The sequence below is a fragment of the Hylemonella gracilis genome, assembly GCF_004328645.1.
In the GTDB taxonomy this organism is placed as follows: Bacteria; Pseudomonadota; Gammaproteobacteria; order Burkholderiales; family Burkholderiaceae_C; genus Hylemonella; species Hylemonella gracilis_B.
The window spans coordinates 3,458,958-3,475,321 of record NZ_CP031395.1; the positions used below are offsets into that span (position 1 = coordinate 3,458,958).

Sequence of the window (16,364 nt, forward strand, 5' to 3'; positions counted from 1 at the left end):
AAGCGGCGCGGCCTCAGTCTTTTGCCAGCACGACGTGCAAGGCCTTCGGCGTGCCGACCTGCTCGATACAGCGGAACCCCTGCGCCACCAGATCGATCCCGGCGAACAAGGCCTCGCCGCGCCCCAACAGGGTCGGCGTGATCGCCAGGTGCATCTCGTCGATCAGACCCGCCTCCAGGTACTGCCGCACCGTCGCCACACCACCGCCCACGCGCACATCGCGCGGACCTGCCGCCTCGCGGGCACGGGCCAGCGCCTCATGGATGCCTGCGGTGATGAAATGGAAGACCGTGCCACCCTTCATCTCCAGCGGCGGCCGGGCATGGTGCGTCAGCACGAAGACCGGGACGTGGTAAGGCGGGTTGTCGCCCCACCAGCCCCGCCACGAATCATCCAGCCAAGGACCACGCACCGGCCCGAACATATGGCGCCCCAAGATCCACGCGCCCAGGTTATCGAAGCTGCGCTTCGCGTAGGCATCATCGACATGGGCTTCGCCACCCGCGGCGCCGGTCATCGCCTGGAACGTGGTCGTGCCGAAGAACCACTCGTGCAAGCGCATGCCGCCCACGCCGAGCGGGTTCTCCAGACTCTGGTCGACACCGGCGCCAAAACCATCAAGCGAGACCGAGAAAGCGGCCACCCGGAGTTTGGGCATGGGGTTCTCCTGGTTGTGCATGGAAATGCGCGCAAGGAAACAAAACCGAATGCGCGCCAGGGACTATAGGCGACCGGGACTCCACGGCCCCGACACCCCGCCATGCCGGTGCGCGACCTCCCTCACGCCTCTTCCAGCACCACCACGTACTGCCCCGCGCGCACGGGTGCGCCTGGCTGCACACGCAGCTCACGCACCACGCCCTTGCAGGGCGCCTGCAGGGCGATTTCCATCTTCATGGACTCCAGCACGGCCAACACTTGGCCGGCCTGCACGGCCTGGCCCACGCTGACTTGCAGCTGCCAGAGGTTGCCCGCGATGAAGCTTTCCACGCCCACCTGACCGGCCGCCAGCGGCGCCTCGTCCGCTGCCTCCACGGCCGCTTCCGTGCTCTCGAAGTGCGCTTGGCCGGTGGCGATCCAGCGTTCACGCTCCGCATTGAATGCGGCCTGTTGGTGCGCGCGGAAGGCGGCGATGCCCTCGGCTTCGCGCGCAAGCAAGGCCTGGTAATCGGCCAGGGCCAGCTCCGTCTGCTCGATGCGCAGCGGATAACGGCCCAGCGGAAAGTCACGGCGGATGCGCAACAGTTCCTCGGCGCTGACCGGCTCGAAGCGGATCTGGTCGAAGAAGCGCAGCAGCCAGGGCTGGCCACCGAAGGCGGCCATGTCCTCGTGCATGTAGCGGTAGCGATTCCACATCTGCAGGGTGCGGCCCACGAACTGGTAACCGCCAGGCCCTTCCATGCCGTAGACGCAGAGGTAGGCCCCGCCGATGCCCACCGAATTTTCCGCCGTCCAGGTGCGCGCGGGGTTGTACTTGGTGGTCACCAGGCGGTGGCGCGGGTCCAGCGGCGTGGCCACCGGCGCGCCCAGGTACACATCGCCCAGGCCCAGCACCAGGTAGCTGGCTTCGAAGACAATGCGCCGCACCTCGTCGAGGCCGCTCAGGTCATTGATGCGGCGGATGAACTCCAGATTGCTCGGGCACCAGGGCGCGTCCTTGCGCACCGTGGTCATGTACTTCTCGATGGCCAGTTGGCAGGCCGGGTCGTCCCAGGACAAGGGCAGGTGCACGATGCGCGAAGGCACCTTCAAGTCCCGCGCGGCGCAGACGCTGTCCCACAAGCCCGCGAGATCCTGGAGCAGTTGCGCCAGGGGCAGTTGGGTGGGGTCGTAGTGGACTTGCAAGGAGCGGATGCCCGGCGTGAGGTCGATCACACCCGGCAGGCTGCCCGCGGCGCGGCGCGCCTCGAGCGTCTGCATCAGCGCGTGAACGCGGAAGCGCAGCACCAGGTCCAGCTCAGGTGGACCGACTTCAAGCAGGAGATGGGTGTCGCCCGACAGCCGCGCCAGGAGGCGCTGCTCGCCCTGTCCGAGGTCGAGCACGATGGGTGAGGAACGATGCGCTTCGACGGGCGTGGGCGACCACTCCAGGGCCGAGGGCTGCAGGGCACGCACCTCCTCGCGCCACGCCCCCGCCAGCGCACGCGCCGTGGACAGGTCCACGGGCACGAAGCGCAGCTTGTCGCCGGCCTTGAGCTGGCCGAGTTGCCACAGGTCGGCCTCGATCACCGTCACCGGGCAGACGAAGCCACCGAGGCTGGGGCCGTCCGGCCCCAGGATCACGGGCATGTCGCCCGTGAAGTCCACCGCGCCCACGGCGTAGGGGTTGTCGTGGATGTTGGATGGGTGCAGGCCGGCCTCGCCGCCGCTGTCGCGCGCCCATTCGGGCTTGGGGCCGATCAGGCGCACGCCGGTGCGGCTGGAGTTGAAGTGCACTTCCCACTCGGCGGCGAAGAAAGTGTCGATGTAGGCCGGCTGGAAGTACTCGGGCGCGCCGTGCGGGCCGTAGATCACGCGCAGCGTGCGCACACTGGGCAGCGAAGTCCGTAGCGCGTGCGGCAGCGCCGCACCCTCGCTGGGTTCCCGCAAGGGATGCAGATGCAGCACATCCCCGGCCCGCAAGGCCCGGCCCACATGGCCGCCGAACTGGCCCAGGGTGAAGGTGCTCTGGCTGCCCAGGTAGTCCGGCAGGTCCAGGCCGCCGCGCAGACAGAGGTAGCTGCGCGCGCCCTCCCCGGCCATGCCGCCCAGGCGCAGCGTGGCGCCGGCAGGAATGGCGAACACCGTGTCCATCGGCCGTGCCTCGCCGTCCAGCGTGATGCTCAGGGCCGCGCCCGTGACCGCTACCACGGCCGCGGCGTGAAAGCGCAGTGTGGGCCCGTTCATGGTGATTTCGAGCGCCGCCGCGGACTGTGCATTGTCCAGCAGGCGGTTGCCCAGGCGCAGCGCGCGATCGTCCATGGGTCCGGAAGGCGGCACGCCCACGGCCCAGTAGCCGACCCGGCCCGGCCAGTCCTGGACCGTGGTCTGGGTGCCACCGGCGATCACCTCGACCGTGTCGGCGCGGTAGACCAGTTGTTCGAGGCAACGCGTCCAGGGCTGGCCCGTGGCAAAAGGCGCATCGGCGAGGATCTGGCGCAGGTAACCGCGGTTGGTCTCGACGCCATAGAGTTGCGTGCGCGCCAGCGCCTCGTCCAGGGCGCTTCGAGCGCGCTCACGGGCATCCGGCGCATTGAGCCCTTCCGCCCAGGTGATGAGCTTGGCCACCATCGGGTCGAAGAAGGGCGGGATCTCGCAGCCCGCCTCGACCCAGGTGTCGATGCGCAGGGCCTGGCCGTCGGCCTCGGGAAATTCGACCTGGGTCAGCAAGCCCGGCGAAGGCTGGAAGTTGCGCCCCGGATCTTCGGCGTACAACCGCGCCTGGATGGCATGGCCGCGTGGCCGCAACGTCCGCGCCAATTCGTGCAAAGGCGGCAGATCCCCGGCAGCAAGTTCGACCATCCAGCGCACCAGGTCCACGCCCCAGACCTGCTCGGTCACGCCATGCTCGACTTGCAAGCGCGTGTTGACCTCGAGGAAGTAGAAGCGCCGCGCCTGGTCGTCGTAGACGAACTCCACCGTGCCCGCGCCGCGGTAGTTCACCGCCTTGCCGAGCCGGATGGCGGCGGCGCAGAGTTCTTCCGCCATGCCCTCGGGCAAATTGGGCGCCGGGGTTTCCTCCAGCACCTTCTGGTTGCGCCGCTGCACCGAGCAGTCGCGCACGCCCAGCGCGATCACCTCGCCCCACCCGTCGCCGAAGATCTGCACCTCCAGGTGGCGCGCGCGCTCGATGTACTGCTCGATGAAGACGCCCGAGTCGCTGAAGTTGTTCTGCCCCAGACGGCGCACGGCCTCGTAGGCCTCGCGCAATTCGGAAGCGGAACGGCAGACCCGCATGCCGATGCCGCCGCCGCCCGCCGTGCTCTTGAGCATGATGGGGTAGCCCACCTTGCGGCTGGCGGACAGCGCCGCGTCCAGCGTGTCCAGCAGTTCCGTGCCCTCAAGCAAGGGCAGGCCCTGCCGCCGGGCGATGGCGCGCGCGGTGTGCTTGAGGCCGAAGAGCCGCAGTTGCTCGGGTGTGGGGCCGACAAACGCAATGCCCGCCTGCTCGCAGGCTTCGGCGAAGGCCGCGTTCTCGGACAGGAAACCATAACCCGGGTGGATGGCCTGCGCGCCGCTGGCGCGGGCCGCGGCCAGGATCTTCTCGATCACGAGGTAGGTTTGCGCTGCCGGGCCTTCGCCCAGGCTGATGGCGGTGTCGGCTTGCCGGATGTGCAGGCTGGCCGCATCGGCCTCGGAATACACGGCCACGCCCTGCACATTCAAGGCGCGCAGCGTGCGCAGGATGCGGCAGGCGATGGCGCCGCGGTTGGCGATGAGCAGTTTGTCAAACATTCGAGTCACTCTCGAAAGATGGCGGGCCGTCCCGCGCTGGTGAAACCACGCCATGGCCGTCCATGGCGGGAGCAGACTGCTGTCAGGGTCTCGCGTTCGCGGCGGGTCAATTCCAGACCAGCACCTCGGCCGGCGTCGGGTTCCAGCCATTGCAGGGGTTGTTGAGCTGCGGGCAGTTGGAGATCAGGGTGATCACGTCCATCTCGGCGCGCAGTTCCACGTACTTGCCGGGCGCGGAGATACCGTCTTCGAAGGTCAGGCCACCCTCGGGCGTCACGGGCACGTTCATGAAGAAGTTGATGTTGGCGCCGATGTCGCGCTTGCCCAGGCGCCCGTCGTGCAGGCAGGCGCAGAGGAAGTTGTCGCGGCAGCTGTGCATGTAACGCTTGCCCAGGGCGTAACGCACGCTGTTGCTCTCCTGCGCGCAGGCGCCGCCCAGGGTGTCGTGGCGGCCGCAGGTGTCGGCCACGATGGTCAGCAGCGGATTGCCTCGGTTGGAGTAGAGCACCGTGCCGGTGCTCAGGTAGACCCGGTTTTGTCGACGCAGGGTGCGCTGCGCGTCATAACGCTCGCGCGGGTTGGTCGCGCTGTAGAACAGGGTGTCCACGGCCTGGTTACCCTCGAGGTCGAGGATGCGCAGGGTCTGGCCCCGTTTCACCTCGAACAGATAGGGTTCGCCGGCCGGAATGACGTGGCGGAAATGGGCCTGCTCGGCCCGCAGGGTGCTGGCGGTGAGTGTCATGCGAGGCTCCTCACAGAAAAAGCCGTTCGGTGTTGTGGAAGGCGCGTGTGTTCTCGGGACGCGAGCCGCGGCACGCCGCAGCCGGGTCACCGCCCTTGTCGGTGCGCCAGTTGAGCCGCACCGGGCGGGGCGCGTACTCCGGGTTCGGGTCCATCGGATGTTGCAGGGCCGTCAGCACGACCAGCGTGTCCATGGGCGCGTACAACTCGACGTAGTCGCCGGGCTGGGAGTTGTCGGACACGAAATGGAAAGCGCCCTCGGCATCGACCGTGACCTTGCTGAACAGGTTGAGCACCATCAGCAGGTCGGGCAGGTCCAGGTTCCACTTGCCCATTTCGACCAGCAGGTTGTCCACGCCATTGCGGAAGAAGCCATTGCGCAGTTCCTGGTAACGACCGCTGCCGTACTTCTCGCGCACCTCGGCCGCGTCCAGCACGCCGCCCAGGCTGTCGTGCCAGCCGCAGCTGTCGGCGGTGATGGCGGCCAGCACGCGGCCCATGTCCGAGTACAGGCAATGACCCGCGGTGAGCTTGGCGGTGTGCTGGCCCTTGAGCGTGTCTGGCAGGTTCAGGCGCTCGCTGTGCGCGTGGGCGTTGAGCAGCATCAGGCTGACGTTGGCGCCGCCAGTCAGGTCGGTGAGGCGCAGCGTCTGGCCGCGCTGGAGCACGAAAGACAGGTGGCCGCCTCCGGGCACCGTCTCCTCGTAGAGTTCGGCGCGCAGGGCCAATGCCTCGTCGCGCGGTTCAGGGTTCAGGTTCATTCAGCCTCCTGGCGATGTTCGTTCAGCAGATGCGGCGGCAAGGCGGCGATCGCCTCGCGGGCCGACTTGCGGTCGGCATTGAGCCGGATGTCGTAGGTGATGCGCGCGCCGTAGGCCAGTGGCGCGTGGGGGTCGTGGCGCACCTTGTCGAAGACAAGCAGGCGCGTGCCCAGGTGAAAGCCCTCGCTCAGGTCGTGCGTGACCATGAAGACCGTCAAGCCCGTTTCGCGCCACAGGTCCAGCAGCAGCGCATGCATGTCCTTGCGGATGCCGGGGTCGAGCGCGCCGAAGGGCTCGTCCAGCAGCAGCAGGCGCGGGCGCGCGATCAAGGCCTGCGCGATGGCCAGGCGCTGCTGCATGCCGCCCGACAGCTGGCTGGGGTACTGACGCAAGGCGGCGCCCAGGCCCACGCGCTCCAGCATCTGCGCGGCCTGCGCACGCGCTTCTTTCTTGGCCTTGCCCCACAGTCGCCCGGTCAGCCGCGCGCGCGGCAGTTCCAGCCCCAGGGCCACGTTGTCCAGCACGGTCAGGTGCGGGAACACCGAATAGCGTTGGAACACCACGCCCCGGTCAGCGTCGGGTTCGTCACACAAAGGTCGCTCCTGCAGCAGCAACTGCCCCTTGCTGGGGCGCTCCTGCCCCAGCAGCAGGCGCAGAAAGGTGGACTTGCCGCAGCCTGAGGCGCCCACCAGGGTGCAGAACTCGCCTTCGTCCACGGCGAGGTTCAGGCCCTCGAGCACTACATGCTCGCCGTAACGCTGCCAGACGTTGCGGATGTCGAGGTAGGTACTCATGTCCGACCTCCTTCCGACCACGGAAACAGCCAGCGGTTGAGCCCGCGCAGGCCCCAATCCATCAACCAGGCCAGCAGCGTGATCCAGACCACGTAGGGCAGGATCACGTCCATGGCCAGGTAACGGCGTACGAGGAAGATGCGGTAGCCCAAGCCGGCCGTCGCGGAAATCGCCTCCGCCGAGATCAGGAACAGCCAGGCCGAGCCCAGCATCAGCCGCAGCGACACCAGCAGGCGAGACAACAGCTGCGGCAGCACCACGCGCAAGACCAGCGTCCAGCTGTTGGCGCCCAGGGTCTGGGCCTTCACGAACAGCTCCTGCGGGATCTCGCGCGCGCGCTGCTCCAGGTCACGCGCCAGGATGGGCGCGACGCCAATCACGATCAGCATGACCTTGGACAGTTCATCCAGGCCAAAGACGATGAACAGGATGGGCAGCACAGCCAGCGGCGGCACCATGGAGACCACCGTCATCATCGGCGACAAGGGCGCGCGCAGCAGGGGGAACACGCCCGCCGCCACGCCAAACACCAGTCCCATCAAGGCCGCGATGCCCAGACCCAGGCCCAGGCGGATCAGGCTGGCCGCGGTGTCGCTCCATAGCAGATACTCGCCGCTGCGCTTGTCGGCCTCGAAGGCCATGCGGGCCATGGCGTTCACCATCTGCGTCAGGCCGGGCAGCAGTTTGTCGTCCGGGTTGTCGGTCAGGCGCGCCGCCGAGGCGATGCCGTAGACCAACGCGAACAGGATCAGCGGCAACAGCGCCAGCAGCCAGCGCCCACCTCGACCGGGTTGACGGTTGATGAATCGCATGGGGACCTTCCTTCAAACGTGGGCAGGGAGCCGCCGGCGTTCCATCCGGCGAGTCGGCCCGGCCACGGTCAACGGCCGGGTGCGTCCGGTGCTCAGAGCTTGCCTTCGGCGGCCTGTTGCATGTAAGTCGCGTCGAAGCGCAGCTTCACGTTCTTGGCGTTGCCATTGACCTTGCCGCCGGGGAACGCCACGCCGATCGCGTCCGCGCTCTTGGCGCCGTCGCCCAGCAGACCCTTCTCGAAGGAGAACTGCGAGACGCGCTTCATGATGGCCGGCAGCTCGGCGCTGGTGGTGAACTTGCTCGCGTCGGCGGCCGTGTAGTACATGGCGGTGGTCTTGAGCTGCGCCTCGTAACCCGGCAGGTCCGTGCCCGAGGCCTTGGCCATGTGCGTGAGCGCGGCCGCGTTCTTGGCCTTCATCAGCGCCATCACCTCGTACCAGGCCCCGGTCAACGCCTTGCCAAACGCCGGGTTGTCCTTGAGCGTCTGGGTGTTGACCACCATCAGGTCCAGGATTTCGCCGGGGATCTTGCTCGAATCGAACACCAGGGACGTGCCAGGCGCGGCCTTGATTTCGGAGAGCTGCGGATTCCAGGCCACGGCGGCCTTGACTTGCGATGTGGCGAACGCGGCCACGATGTCGGCATCCGAGGTGTTGACCACCTTCACGTCCTTCTCGGACAGACCCGCGCTCTGCAGCCCGCGCGCCAGCAGGTAGTGCGAGACGGAGAGCTCGACCAGGTTCACGTCCAGGCCCTTCAGGTCTTTCACCGTCTTGCCCGCGCCCTTGAGCACGATGCCGTCATTGCCGCTGGAATAGTCGCCCACGATCAGGGCCGTGCTGTCCACGCCGCCCGCGGCGGGAATCGTCAGCGCATCCATGTTCGTCATGGTGCAGCCATCGAACTTGCCGGCGGTGTACTGGTTGATGGACTCGACGTAGTCGTTGAGCTGCGTGACCTTGATCTCGATGCCGTATTTCTTGGCCCACTTGCTCACGATGCCCGAAGCCTGGGCGTAGTCCCAGGGCATCCAGCCCGCGTAGATGGTCCAGCAGACATCGAAGGTTTTCTTGGGTGCGGCATGGGCCGATAGACCCAGCAAGGCGGCGAGACCGAGCACGGAAACACCGAACAGGCGACGCAGATTCATGATGGCACTCCGGTAAGAGGTGGCGTTGAATGGACAAAAGAGCACGGCGCGGGAGCAGCACGGCACTGTGGCCTTGCTTCTCTCCCGGGCTTTTGTCCCGCCGTGTAACCTCGAACCGAGGTCGCCAGCTCTCGGACCAGACATCCGCATCCTGCGACACGAACCGGAACCCTAGCCAGCCATTGAGGTGATGCAGCGCTGAGGCCGCTCCCGTGCCCTCAACCATGCAAACACCATGCCAGAAATCAGGCAGAGAAGTATGCCCACGGCGCACTGGCACGGTGCATGGTGGTGTGGCCGGCCATCTCCGAGACTGCGGTATCAGCCCGGCTGAATGGCCCCATGGGTGACTTCAAAAACATCCCAGTTTTCCTTCAAATTCATGATGCTTGGAAGGATGGTGAGAAAACTCTCGATCAAGCGCGGGTCGAAATGGCTCCCTGCTCCCTGACGCATGAATGCCACCACGCGCTCGATGGGCCAGGGTTCCTTGTAGGGCCGTCGCACCAACAGCGCATCAAAAACATCGGCGATGGCTACGATGCGGGCCGACTCGGGGATGCCCTCGCCGGACAGGCCATCCGGATAGCCGCTGCCGTCCCATTTCTCGTGATGCCGCAGGGCCACTTCCGCGGCGATCTCGAAGACCGGTGAGTGGCTCATGCGCAGAATGTCGTAACCGATGCGCGTGTGGGTCTTCATGATTTCCCACTCCTGCGCATCCAGCTTCCCGGGCTTGCGAAGAATCTCACCGGGGATGCCGATTTTTCCGGTGTCGTGCATCGGCGCGGCCAGTTCAAGGTTCCGACAGGCTTCCTCACTCCAACCGATGGCGAGGGCCAATTCACGGGCATACGAGGCCATGCGCCAGATGTGAACTCCGGTGTCGTTGTCGTTGTAGTGCCCCGCCTTGCCAAGCATGGAAATCGCGTCGTGGTAGCTCTGTTCCAGCTGACTGGCCTGGACCAGTGAAAGATGGGTTTTCACTCGGGCCTGAGTCGTCGCGGGCGCGATGGGCTTGACGATGTAATCCACTGCGCCGCACTCGAATCCCTTGGCTTCATCCCAGACATCCCCCATGCTGGTGATGAAGATGACGGGAATGTGCGCGGTCGCCGGATTGCGCTTGAGGGCTAGGCAGGTGCTGTAGCCGTCCATGTCCGGCATCTGGATGTCCAGCAAGATCAACGCTGGATGATGCGCGCCCGCGGCGACCAAGGCTTCCTGTCCGTTGCGGGCATACACCAGCCGATAGTCACGACTCAGCACCTGACGGAGCGCGTCGAGATTCAAGGGTTCGTCGTCGACGGCGAGAATGGGACCAACCTTCATGGCTCGATTTCCTTTTCTGTGTTCACACCTGCGGCGAGCTCTCGAACCAGCCCCTCCGCACCGCGAAAGTCGTAAGCCGCGAGCGCCGCCCGCAGGGCGCTCAGGTAGGTTGTGGGAATCTGAGCAGACAGGGCCTCCAGCACAGGCTCAACCATGGCGGGATCGTCCGAGCGCAAAGCCTCGCGGAGTTGCGCCAATCCCGAGACCAGGCCACCCGGCCCCGCACCGGGCAACGACCCGTCCGCCGCTGGCGTCGGCACCTCCTCGGCGCGGATATCGGCACTGTAAGTGGCAATGGCCAGTAACGCAGCCTCCATCGCGTTTTGCAACGCCATCAGGACCTCCTGAGCGTTCTCACCATCCCGCAGCAGGATCTCCATCCTTCCAGCCAAGCCAGCCAGTTGCTCCAAGCCAAGCTGCGCGGCCGCTCCTTTGAGTTGGTGGGCCAAGGCCGCCGCGGGCTCGGGCGAGAGCTCCGCCAGACGGCGGGCCGTCACATGGTGGCTGGCGGCGAACTTGCGCAGATACGTGAGCAAATTGCCGGGTTCACCCCACACGCGCAGGGCGCGGTCCACGTTCAGGATTTGCGTCGACGCTGGAACGACCCGCACCTGCGGCTCCAGAACTTCGCGCTGCACGCTTGGTGGTGGTAACGCGTGCCCGCCATCCGCCTGCATCCCGGAACTCCCGATGCCAGGGCGACGCACCAGATTCAGGATCGCCTGGACGAGCTGGTCAACCTCGAATGGCTTGGCGACAAAATCGTCAACACCGGCCTCCAGCGCCAGCGCCCGTTGCGTCGAAAATGCCCCCGCAGTCAGGGCGATGACCGGCAACCGAGCCAGCGCATCGATGCTTCGGATCAGCCGGGTCGTGACATACCCGTCCATGACCGGCATCTGCATATCCATCAGCACGATGTCATAGGCATAGGGCTGCTCCCTGAGCATCGCCAGGGCCGTGTGGCCATCCTCCGCCGACGCAACCACGGCGCCTTCCCCGGCCAGAATATTGCGCGCGACGTCAAGGTTGATGTCACTGTCGTCGACCACCAGAATTCGCACGTCCCGCAAGCGTCTTGCGGTCGTCACGCGGGCCGTCTCCGAACGCAGTTCACCCCGATGCCGCCTAGCCTCCAGCACCGCGTTGTACAAGCCTGAACTGGTGATGGGCTTGCAGATGATGGCATCGGTGGCCTTGGCCCCGTCCTGGCTTGCAAGGCGCTCTCGCTCGTAAGCGGTGACCATCACGATGATGGGGGCCGTCTCGTTCTGACTCAATTCCCGGATCTGCACGGCAGCGACCAGGCCATCCATGCCAGGCATGTGCCAATCGAGCAAGAGCAAGTCATACGGGTCCGCCAATGACTCGGTGGCGCGAGCCACGGCCGCTTCCCCGGTATCCACGGCGTCCGCATGCCACCCAAGGCTGTGCGCGATATCGACCAGCACCTTGCGCGTTGCCTCATGGTCATCCGCGACCAGCACCCGCAGGTGCGTCATGTCCGGCAAGGCACTGTCCACGGGGTTGCTGAGTTCGAACTGCAGTTCGAAATGAAAGTGGCTTCCTTGACCGGGCGCACTGTGCACTTGCAAGCGCCCCCCCATGAGCGCCACCAGATGCCTGCTGATCGCCAGCCCCAAGCCGGTGCCTCCAAAACTCCGGGTGGTGGAGGTGTCCGCCTGACTGAAGGCGTGAAAGATCATTTCTTGCTTGTCTGGCGCAATTCCGATCCCGGTGTCCCGAACGCTGAAACGCAGAATGACACGACCGTCCACCGTATCCGACAGGCGGTCCACGCGCACCTCAACCTCGCCTTGCCCGGTGAACTTGATCGCGTTGCTCGCGAGATTGACCAGCACCTGCCCCAGGCGCAACCGGTCACCCATCAGAAAGTTCGTGCCCTCCGGTGGCGGGCCGACGATGAGCTCCAGTGGCTTGCTCCCGAGGGACGCGGACATGATGCTGGCCAAGTTGTCCAAGACGTCTGAGAGACGGAATGGCACCTGCTCGATCACCATGTGCTGCGCCTCAATCTTGGAGAAGTCCAGCACATCGTTGATGATGGTCAGCAAGGTTTTGCCCGCTGCATGGATCTTCTGCACCATTTCGCGGGACGTGGGGGACAGCGGGTGCTGTTCGAGCAAATAACACAGGCCCAGGATCGCGTTCATCGGCGTTCGGATTTCGTGGCTCATGTTGGCCAGGAAATCGCTCTTGGCCTGGGTCGCATCCTCGGCCTTCTGCTTGGCCTTGACCAGCGCCTCCTCCGCCTGCTTGAGCACGGTGACGTCCGTCGAAACCACGATGTAACCGCACACCACGCCGTCCTCGAAAACAGGAAGGAAGTTGGCCAGGGTGTGTATCGTCTTGCCATCGGGCAGGGTCACGGCGCGCTCCATGACCTGAGGCTCGCCCCGAAGGGCGCCTTGGATGTAGGGTTCGTTCAAACGAAACAAATCCTCACCCATCAGCTCCTGGCGCGAGATGCCATTCATTTCTTCCGGGGAGCGGCCGAACCATTTTTGATAGGTTCGATTGGAATATCGGCACCGCATGTCAGTGTCCCAGTAAGAGACCAGTCCCGGCAAGGCATCAATCAGGGAGTGCAAAAAACGCTCGCTGGCGGCTAGCCGGGCGGTTCTCTCCTTGACCTGCTCTTCAAGGGAAGCATTGAGCTCAAGGATGCGTTTGCGCGCAATCAGTTCGTCTGTCATGTCATGGACGGTCGAGGCGGTTCCCACCACGCGCCCGTCGGCGTCGCGGACCGGCGAAGCCGTGACCATGACCTCAATCGGGGTTCCATCGCGCCTCAGCCGCCGGGTGAGCAGAGAGCCCACGGTTTCTCCACGACCAATGCGCGCGAGGATCGACACCTCCTCGTCCTGCCTGTCGGCCGGAATGATGAGGTCGCTCAGTGTCTTGCCCACGGCTTCCCAGGAGGCAAAGCCAAATATCTCCGCCGCCGCGCGGTTCCAGCTGGTGACGCGTCCTTGCAAGTCTTTGCCGATGATGGCGTCGCTCGCCCCGTCCAGGATCGCGGCCAGCCTGGCATCTTCGATCAAGGCCCGCCTACGCCGCTGACCGTTCACGAGGGAGAGATACAGAAGCGCCGCGATGAGTGCCGAAGTGCCGACGATCAGCCCAACCACGTAACGAGGCGAATTGAGCGCCATCGCCTCGATGAACACCGGGGTCGCACTGACCTCGACCAACCACCGCCGGCCATACAGCTCCAGGGCGACGGTCCGGGTCAACCCTTCGGCCGCAGGCACATCCACGGCTGATGACGCGAAAAAACGCCTCGGTCCGCCCAGCTCCTCAGCGTCGTAGAGATTCAGGGCCAGCTGAGGCCAGGGCACGTCCATCTGGGACAGAACCTCGCCGATGACGAGGGGGGTGTAGGCCAGGCCGACGGCCGATCGCATGCGATCTTCCGGTGCTTTCGCCCGGACGTCCTCGGAATACACAGGCAGGAAGAACAAGAAGCCCTGATCCTGCTTGCCCGACGCCTGCACCAGCGTGAGGGGTTGAGAAAGCGTCGCGCGGTTCTCGCGCATGGCTTCGACAGCGGCACTGCGGCGGCGCCGCTCCGAGCCGATGTCCAGCCCCAGGGCGGCACGGTTTTGAGCCAAGGGTTCGATGTACAAGATCACCAAACGGTCATCCGCGTGCGCCGCCAACTCCTTGATCTGGAAATCCGGACCGTGGTCGATGCGCGCCCGACGCAGAAACGCCGCCTCATCTTTGCGGGGCACCCGGCGTATGAATCCGAATCCGTGAGAACCAGGAAACTCCAGGGCAATGTCGCGCGATTGGCTGTAGCGGACAAAAGCGGCGTGAGAGATCTCGTTCGTTCCCGCGGAAATCACCGCGCCACGCGTGCCCCTGAGGCCATACTGATAGAGGGTCAGATGCTGCTTCAGCTGATCGACCACCCTCTGCGTCAGGGCATCGAACCGAGACGCAATGTCAGCCTCCTGCGCGGCCGTCAGGATGGACCACGTCAGAGCCGCGGCGATGCATCCGGTTGAGAAAACGGTCACGGACCAGAACATGGGCCCAGATGTCTTGTGCATGTCTCCCCCTTGCACCTCGCCCGCTCATCAAGCGCGCACCATCGGGACGCGACAGATGCCCGCCTCTCAACAGTCGCCCCAGATCAGGAACTCGGTGCTCTTCCATGCACGCAGCAGTTGACCTTATGGACCACAGACGGGCCGGCAGCTCAGCCGAGTCCCGAGATACATTGGTTACATGGTCAATCGCGCGACATGTCGGGTCATCTTCGCACAGTTTCATCCGGCAGAAAACGGGGGGCCTCTTTGCGTGGAAGGCGCCCGATGAGACCGGAACCCTGGCCAGCCGTCCCTGGTGGTTTCAAGTCAGCGCACTGGGGCCATGCGCCAAGCTCATTCCCGGGTCTCCGCAGAGACAGGGACGACCGGTGGAGTCTCAGGTGTGGACGCCAAGAATCTCGCGCGCCAGGATTCCGGCAGCTTCTTCAGCTTTGCGGCGGCGGGCCAATCGCATTTGCCTTGCTCCTCCAGCCAGTAGATGGTATTGCCCACCAGAACGATGCTGCCGGAAACAACCGCAGAGCCGGCTGCGACGCCTCCATACAAGCCCAGAACATACATACATCCCTCACTTGTGCAATTATTTGGTGGCTCGACAAGCACCTTCATGCCCAAGTTAAGGTGCTTTTCGACGATCTGACAGTCTTCGTTGTACGAGGTCGTCGTGCGAGGAACGACCACACAAGCAGCGAGCGTGAGCACTCCCAATAAGCCAAGCGCTCGAAACGGCAACCTGCGCCGGATGGCGAAGGGCGGCCGCCGGTGCCAGTCTGCCTGTTCAGAATGGACAACCGGCAGCATGCGGCGCCTCAGCTCCCTGCGACCTTCAAGCGGTTCAACAGAATGGAGCCCACGGTCTTGGCGCCGTAGTTGTAGGCATCGGCGCCCACGGCCTCGATGCCGAGCAGCATGTCCTTCATATTGCCCGCGATGGTGATTTCCTCAACCGGGTAGGCGATGCGGCCGTTCTCCACCCAATAGCCGCTAGCGCCACGCGAGTAGTCACCGGTCACGTAGTTCACGCCCTGGCCCATGAGATCGGTGACGAAGAGCCCGGTGCCGAGCTTGCGCAGCATGGCGTCGAGGTCGTCACCTGGCTGCGTGAGGCGCGACGTCAGCGTGAGGTTGTGCGAGCCGCCCGCGTTGCCGGTGGTTTTCATGCCCAGCTTGCGCGCCGAGTAGCTGCTCAGGAAGTACCCCTGCACGCGTCCAGCCTCGATGACCTTGCGCGCCTTGACGCGCACGCCTTCCTCGTCGAAGGGCGAGCTGCCCTTGCCGCGCGCAATGAAGGGATCTTCGAGCAATTCAATGTGCTCGGGCAAGACCTGCCGGTCCAGAGAGTCCAGCAGGAAACTGCTCTTGCGGTAGAGCGCGCCACCACTGAGCGCCTGCACCAGGGCCCCCAGCAGACCGGCGGCCAACGGCGACTCGAACAGCACCGGCACTTCGCGCGTGCTGATCTTGCGCGCTTTCAGGCGGCTGAGCGCACGCTCGGCGGCGTAACGACCAATGGCCTCGGGCGCGGCCAGTTCGTCCGGGTGGCGCTGCGAGCTGTACCAGTAGTCACGCTGCATGCCGTCGCCACGGCCGGCGATGGGTGAGACCGAGACCGTGTGGCGCGAACTGGCGTAACCCCCGCGAAAACCGGGCGCGCCATCGTCCATGGCCTGGTGGGCGCTGAAGAAATGCGACTGCTGCGCTGACACCGAGGCGCCTTCGCTATTGGTGATGCGCTTGTCGGTCTTGAAGGCCGCGGCTTCGGTGGCGCGCGCGATGTCCGCGGCTTGCTCGCTCGTGACGGCCCAAGGGTGGAACAGGTCCAGGTCGCGCCCGGACTCCGCCACTCCCACCACGTCGTCCGCGTCGGGCAGGCCCGCCACCGGGTCTTCGGCCGTGAAGCGGGCGATATCGTAGGCTGCCTGCACGGTCTGCGCGATCGCGGCGGGGGAGAAGTCGGAGGTGCTGGCATTGCCGCGCCGCTGTCCCAGATAGACCGTGACGCCCAGGGACTTGTCGCGGTTGCGCTCGACGTTCTCCAGCTCGCCCTGGCGCACCGAGACCGAAAGGCCGCAGCCCTCGGAGACTTCGGCACCTGCGGCGCTGGCACCAAGTTTCTTGGCGTGGTCCAGGGCCTGGTCCACCAGGCTCTCGAAAGTGGCGCGGCTGTAGCTGAAGCCGCTTTGCGGTGTGGTCATCGAATTCATGGCGGGCAATGATACTTGCCCCTCCTCCAACGCCACAGTCCACGGCCAGATCCCCC

At 65.4% G+C, this 16,364-nt stretch carries 11 protein-coding genes and 1 riboswitch; all 11 genes read right to left on the reverse strand.

The window, feature by feature from the left end:
* Window positions 1-13 precede the first annotated feature (13 nt).
* Window positions 14-658 carry a dihydrofolate reductase family protein gene (locus DW355_RS16100; protein ID WP_131281605.1) on the reverse strand — a complete coding sequence of 215 codons (645 nt, stop codon included), beginning with the start codon at window positions 656-658 and terminating at the stop codon, window positions 14-16.
* A gap of 122 nt (window positions 659-780) precedes the next feature.
* On the reverse strand, window positions 781-4,434 hold the full coding sequence (gene uca / locus DW355_RS16105) for an urea carboxylase (protein ID WP_131281607.1): 3,654 nt from the start codon (window positions 4,432-4,434) through the stop codon (window positions 781-783).
* Between the two features lie 106 nt (window positions 4,435-4,540).
* Window positions 4,541-5,176, reverse strand: a complete 636-nt coding sequence (locus DW355_RS16110; RefSeq protein ID WP_131281609.1) for an urea amidolyase associated protein UAAP2 — start codon at window positions 5,174-5,176, stop codon at window positions 4,541-4,543.
* A 10-nt stretch (window positions 5,177-5,186) separates the two neighbouring features.
* Window positions 5,187-5,936: an urea amidolyase associated protein UAAP1 gene (locus tag DW355_RS16115; RefSeq protein WP_131281611.1), complete on the reverse strand. Its 750-nt coding sequence runs from the start codon at window positions 5,934-5,936 to the stop codon at window positions 5,187-5,189.
* Window positions 5,933-6,730 (reverse strand): ABC transporter ATP-binding protein, encoded by a 798-nt coding sequence (locus tag DW355_RS16120; RefSeq protein ID WP_131281613.1) that lies wholly within the window; start codon window positions 6,728-6,730, stop codon window positions 5,933-5,935. Before DW355_RS16120 ends, DW355_RS16115 begins: the two co-directional genes overlap by 4 nt.
* Window positions 6,727-7,542, reverse strand: a complete 816-nt coding sequence (locus tag DW355_RS16125) for an ABC transporter permease (RefSeq protein WP_131281615.1) — start codon at window positions 7,540-7,542, stop codon at window positions 6,727-6,729. Before DW355_RS16125 ends, DW355_RS16120 begins: the two co-directional genes overlap by 4 nt.
* A gap of 92 nt (window positions 7,543-7,634) precedes the next feature.
* Window positions 7,635-8,693, reverse strand: a complete 1,059-nt coding sequence (locus DW355_RS16130) for a putative urea ABC transporter substrate-binding protein (RefSeq protein WP_131281617.1) — start codon at window positions 8,691-8,693, stop codon at window positions 7,635-7,637.
* Between the two features lie 79 nt (window positions 8,694-8,772).
* Window positions 8,773-8,879, reverse strand: a riboswitch (guanidine-I (ykkC/yxkD leader).
* 135 nt (window positions 8,880-9,014) lie between these two features.
* Window positions 9,015-10,025: a response regulator gene (locus tag DW355_RS16135; RefSeq protein WP_131281619.1), complete on the reverse strand. Its 1,011-nt coding sequence runs from the start codon at window positions 10,023-10,025 to the stop codon at window positions 9,015-9,017.
* Window positions 10,022-14,083 carry a CHASE domain-containing protein gene (locus DW355_RS16140; protein ID WP_165493213.1) on the reverse strand — a complete coding sequence of 1,354 codons (4,062 nt, stop codon included), beginning with the start codon at window positions 14,081-14,083 and terminating at the stop codon, window positions 10,022-10,024. The genes DW355_RS16135 and DW355_RS16140 overlap by 4 nt, the downstream gene beginning before the upstream one ends.
* A gap of 354 nt (window positions 14,084-14,437) precedes the next feature.
* A complete protein-coding gene (locus DW355_RS16145) occupies window positions 14,438-14,905 on the reverse strand; it encodes a hypothetical protein (RefSeq protein WP_131281623.1) in 468 nt (155 codons plus the stop codon).
* 8 nt (window positions 14,906-14,913) lie between these two features.
* Window positions 14,914-16,308, reverse strand: coding sequence for a metalloprotease PmbA (gene pmbA / locus DW355_RS16150; RefSeq protein ID WP_131281625.1), 1,395 nt, complete (start codon window positions 16,306-16,308; stop codon window positions 14,914-14,916).
* Between the last annotated feature and the right edge of the window lie 56 nt (window positions 16,309-16,364).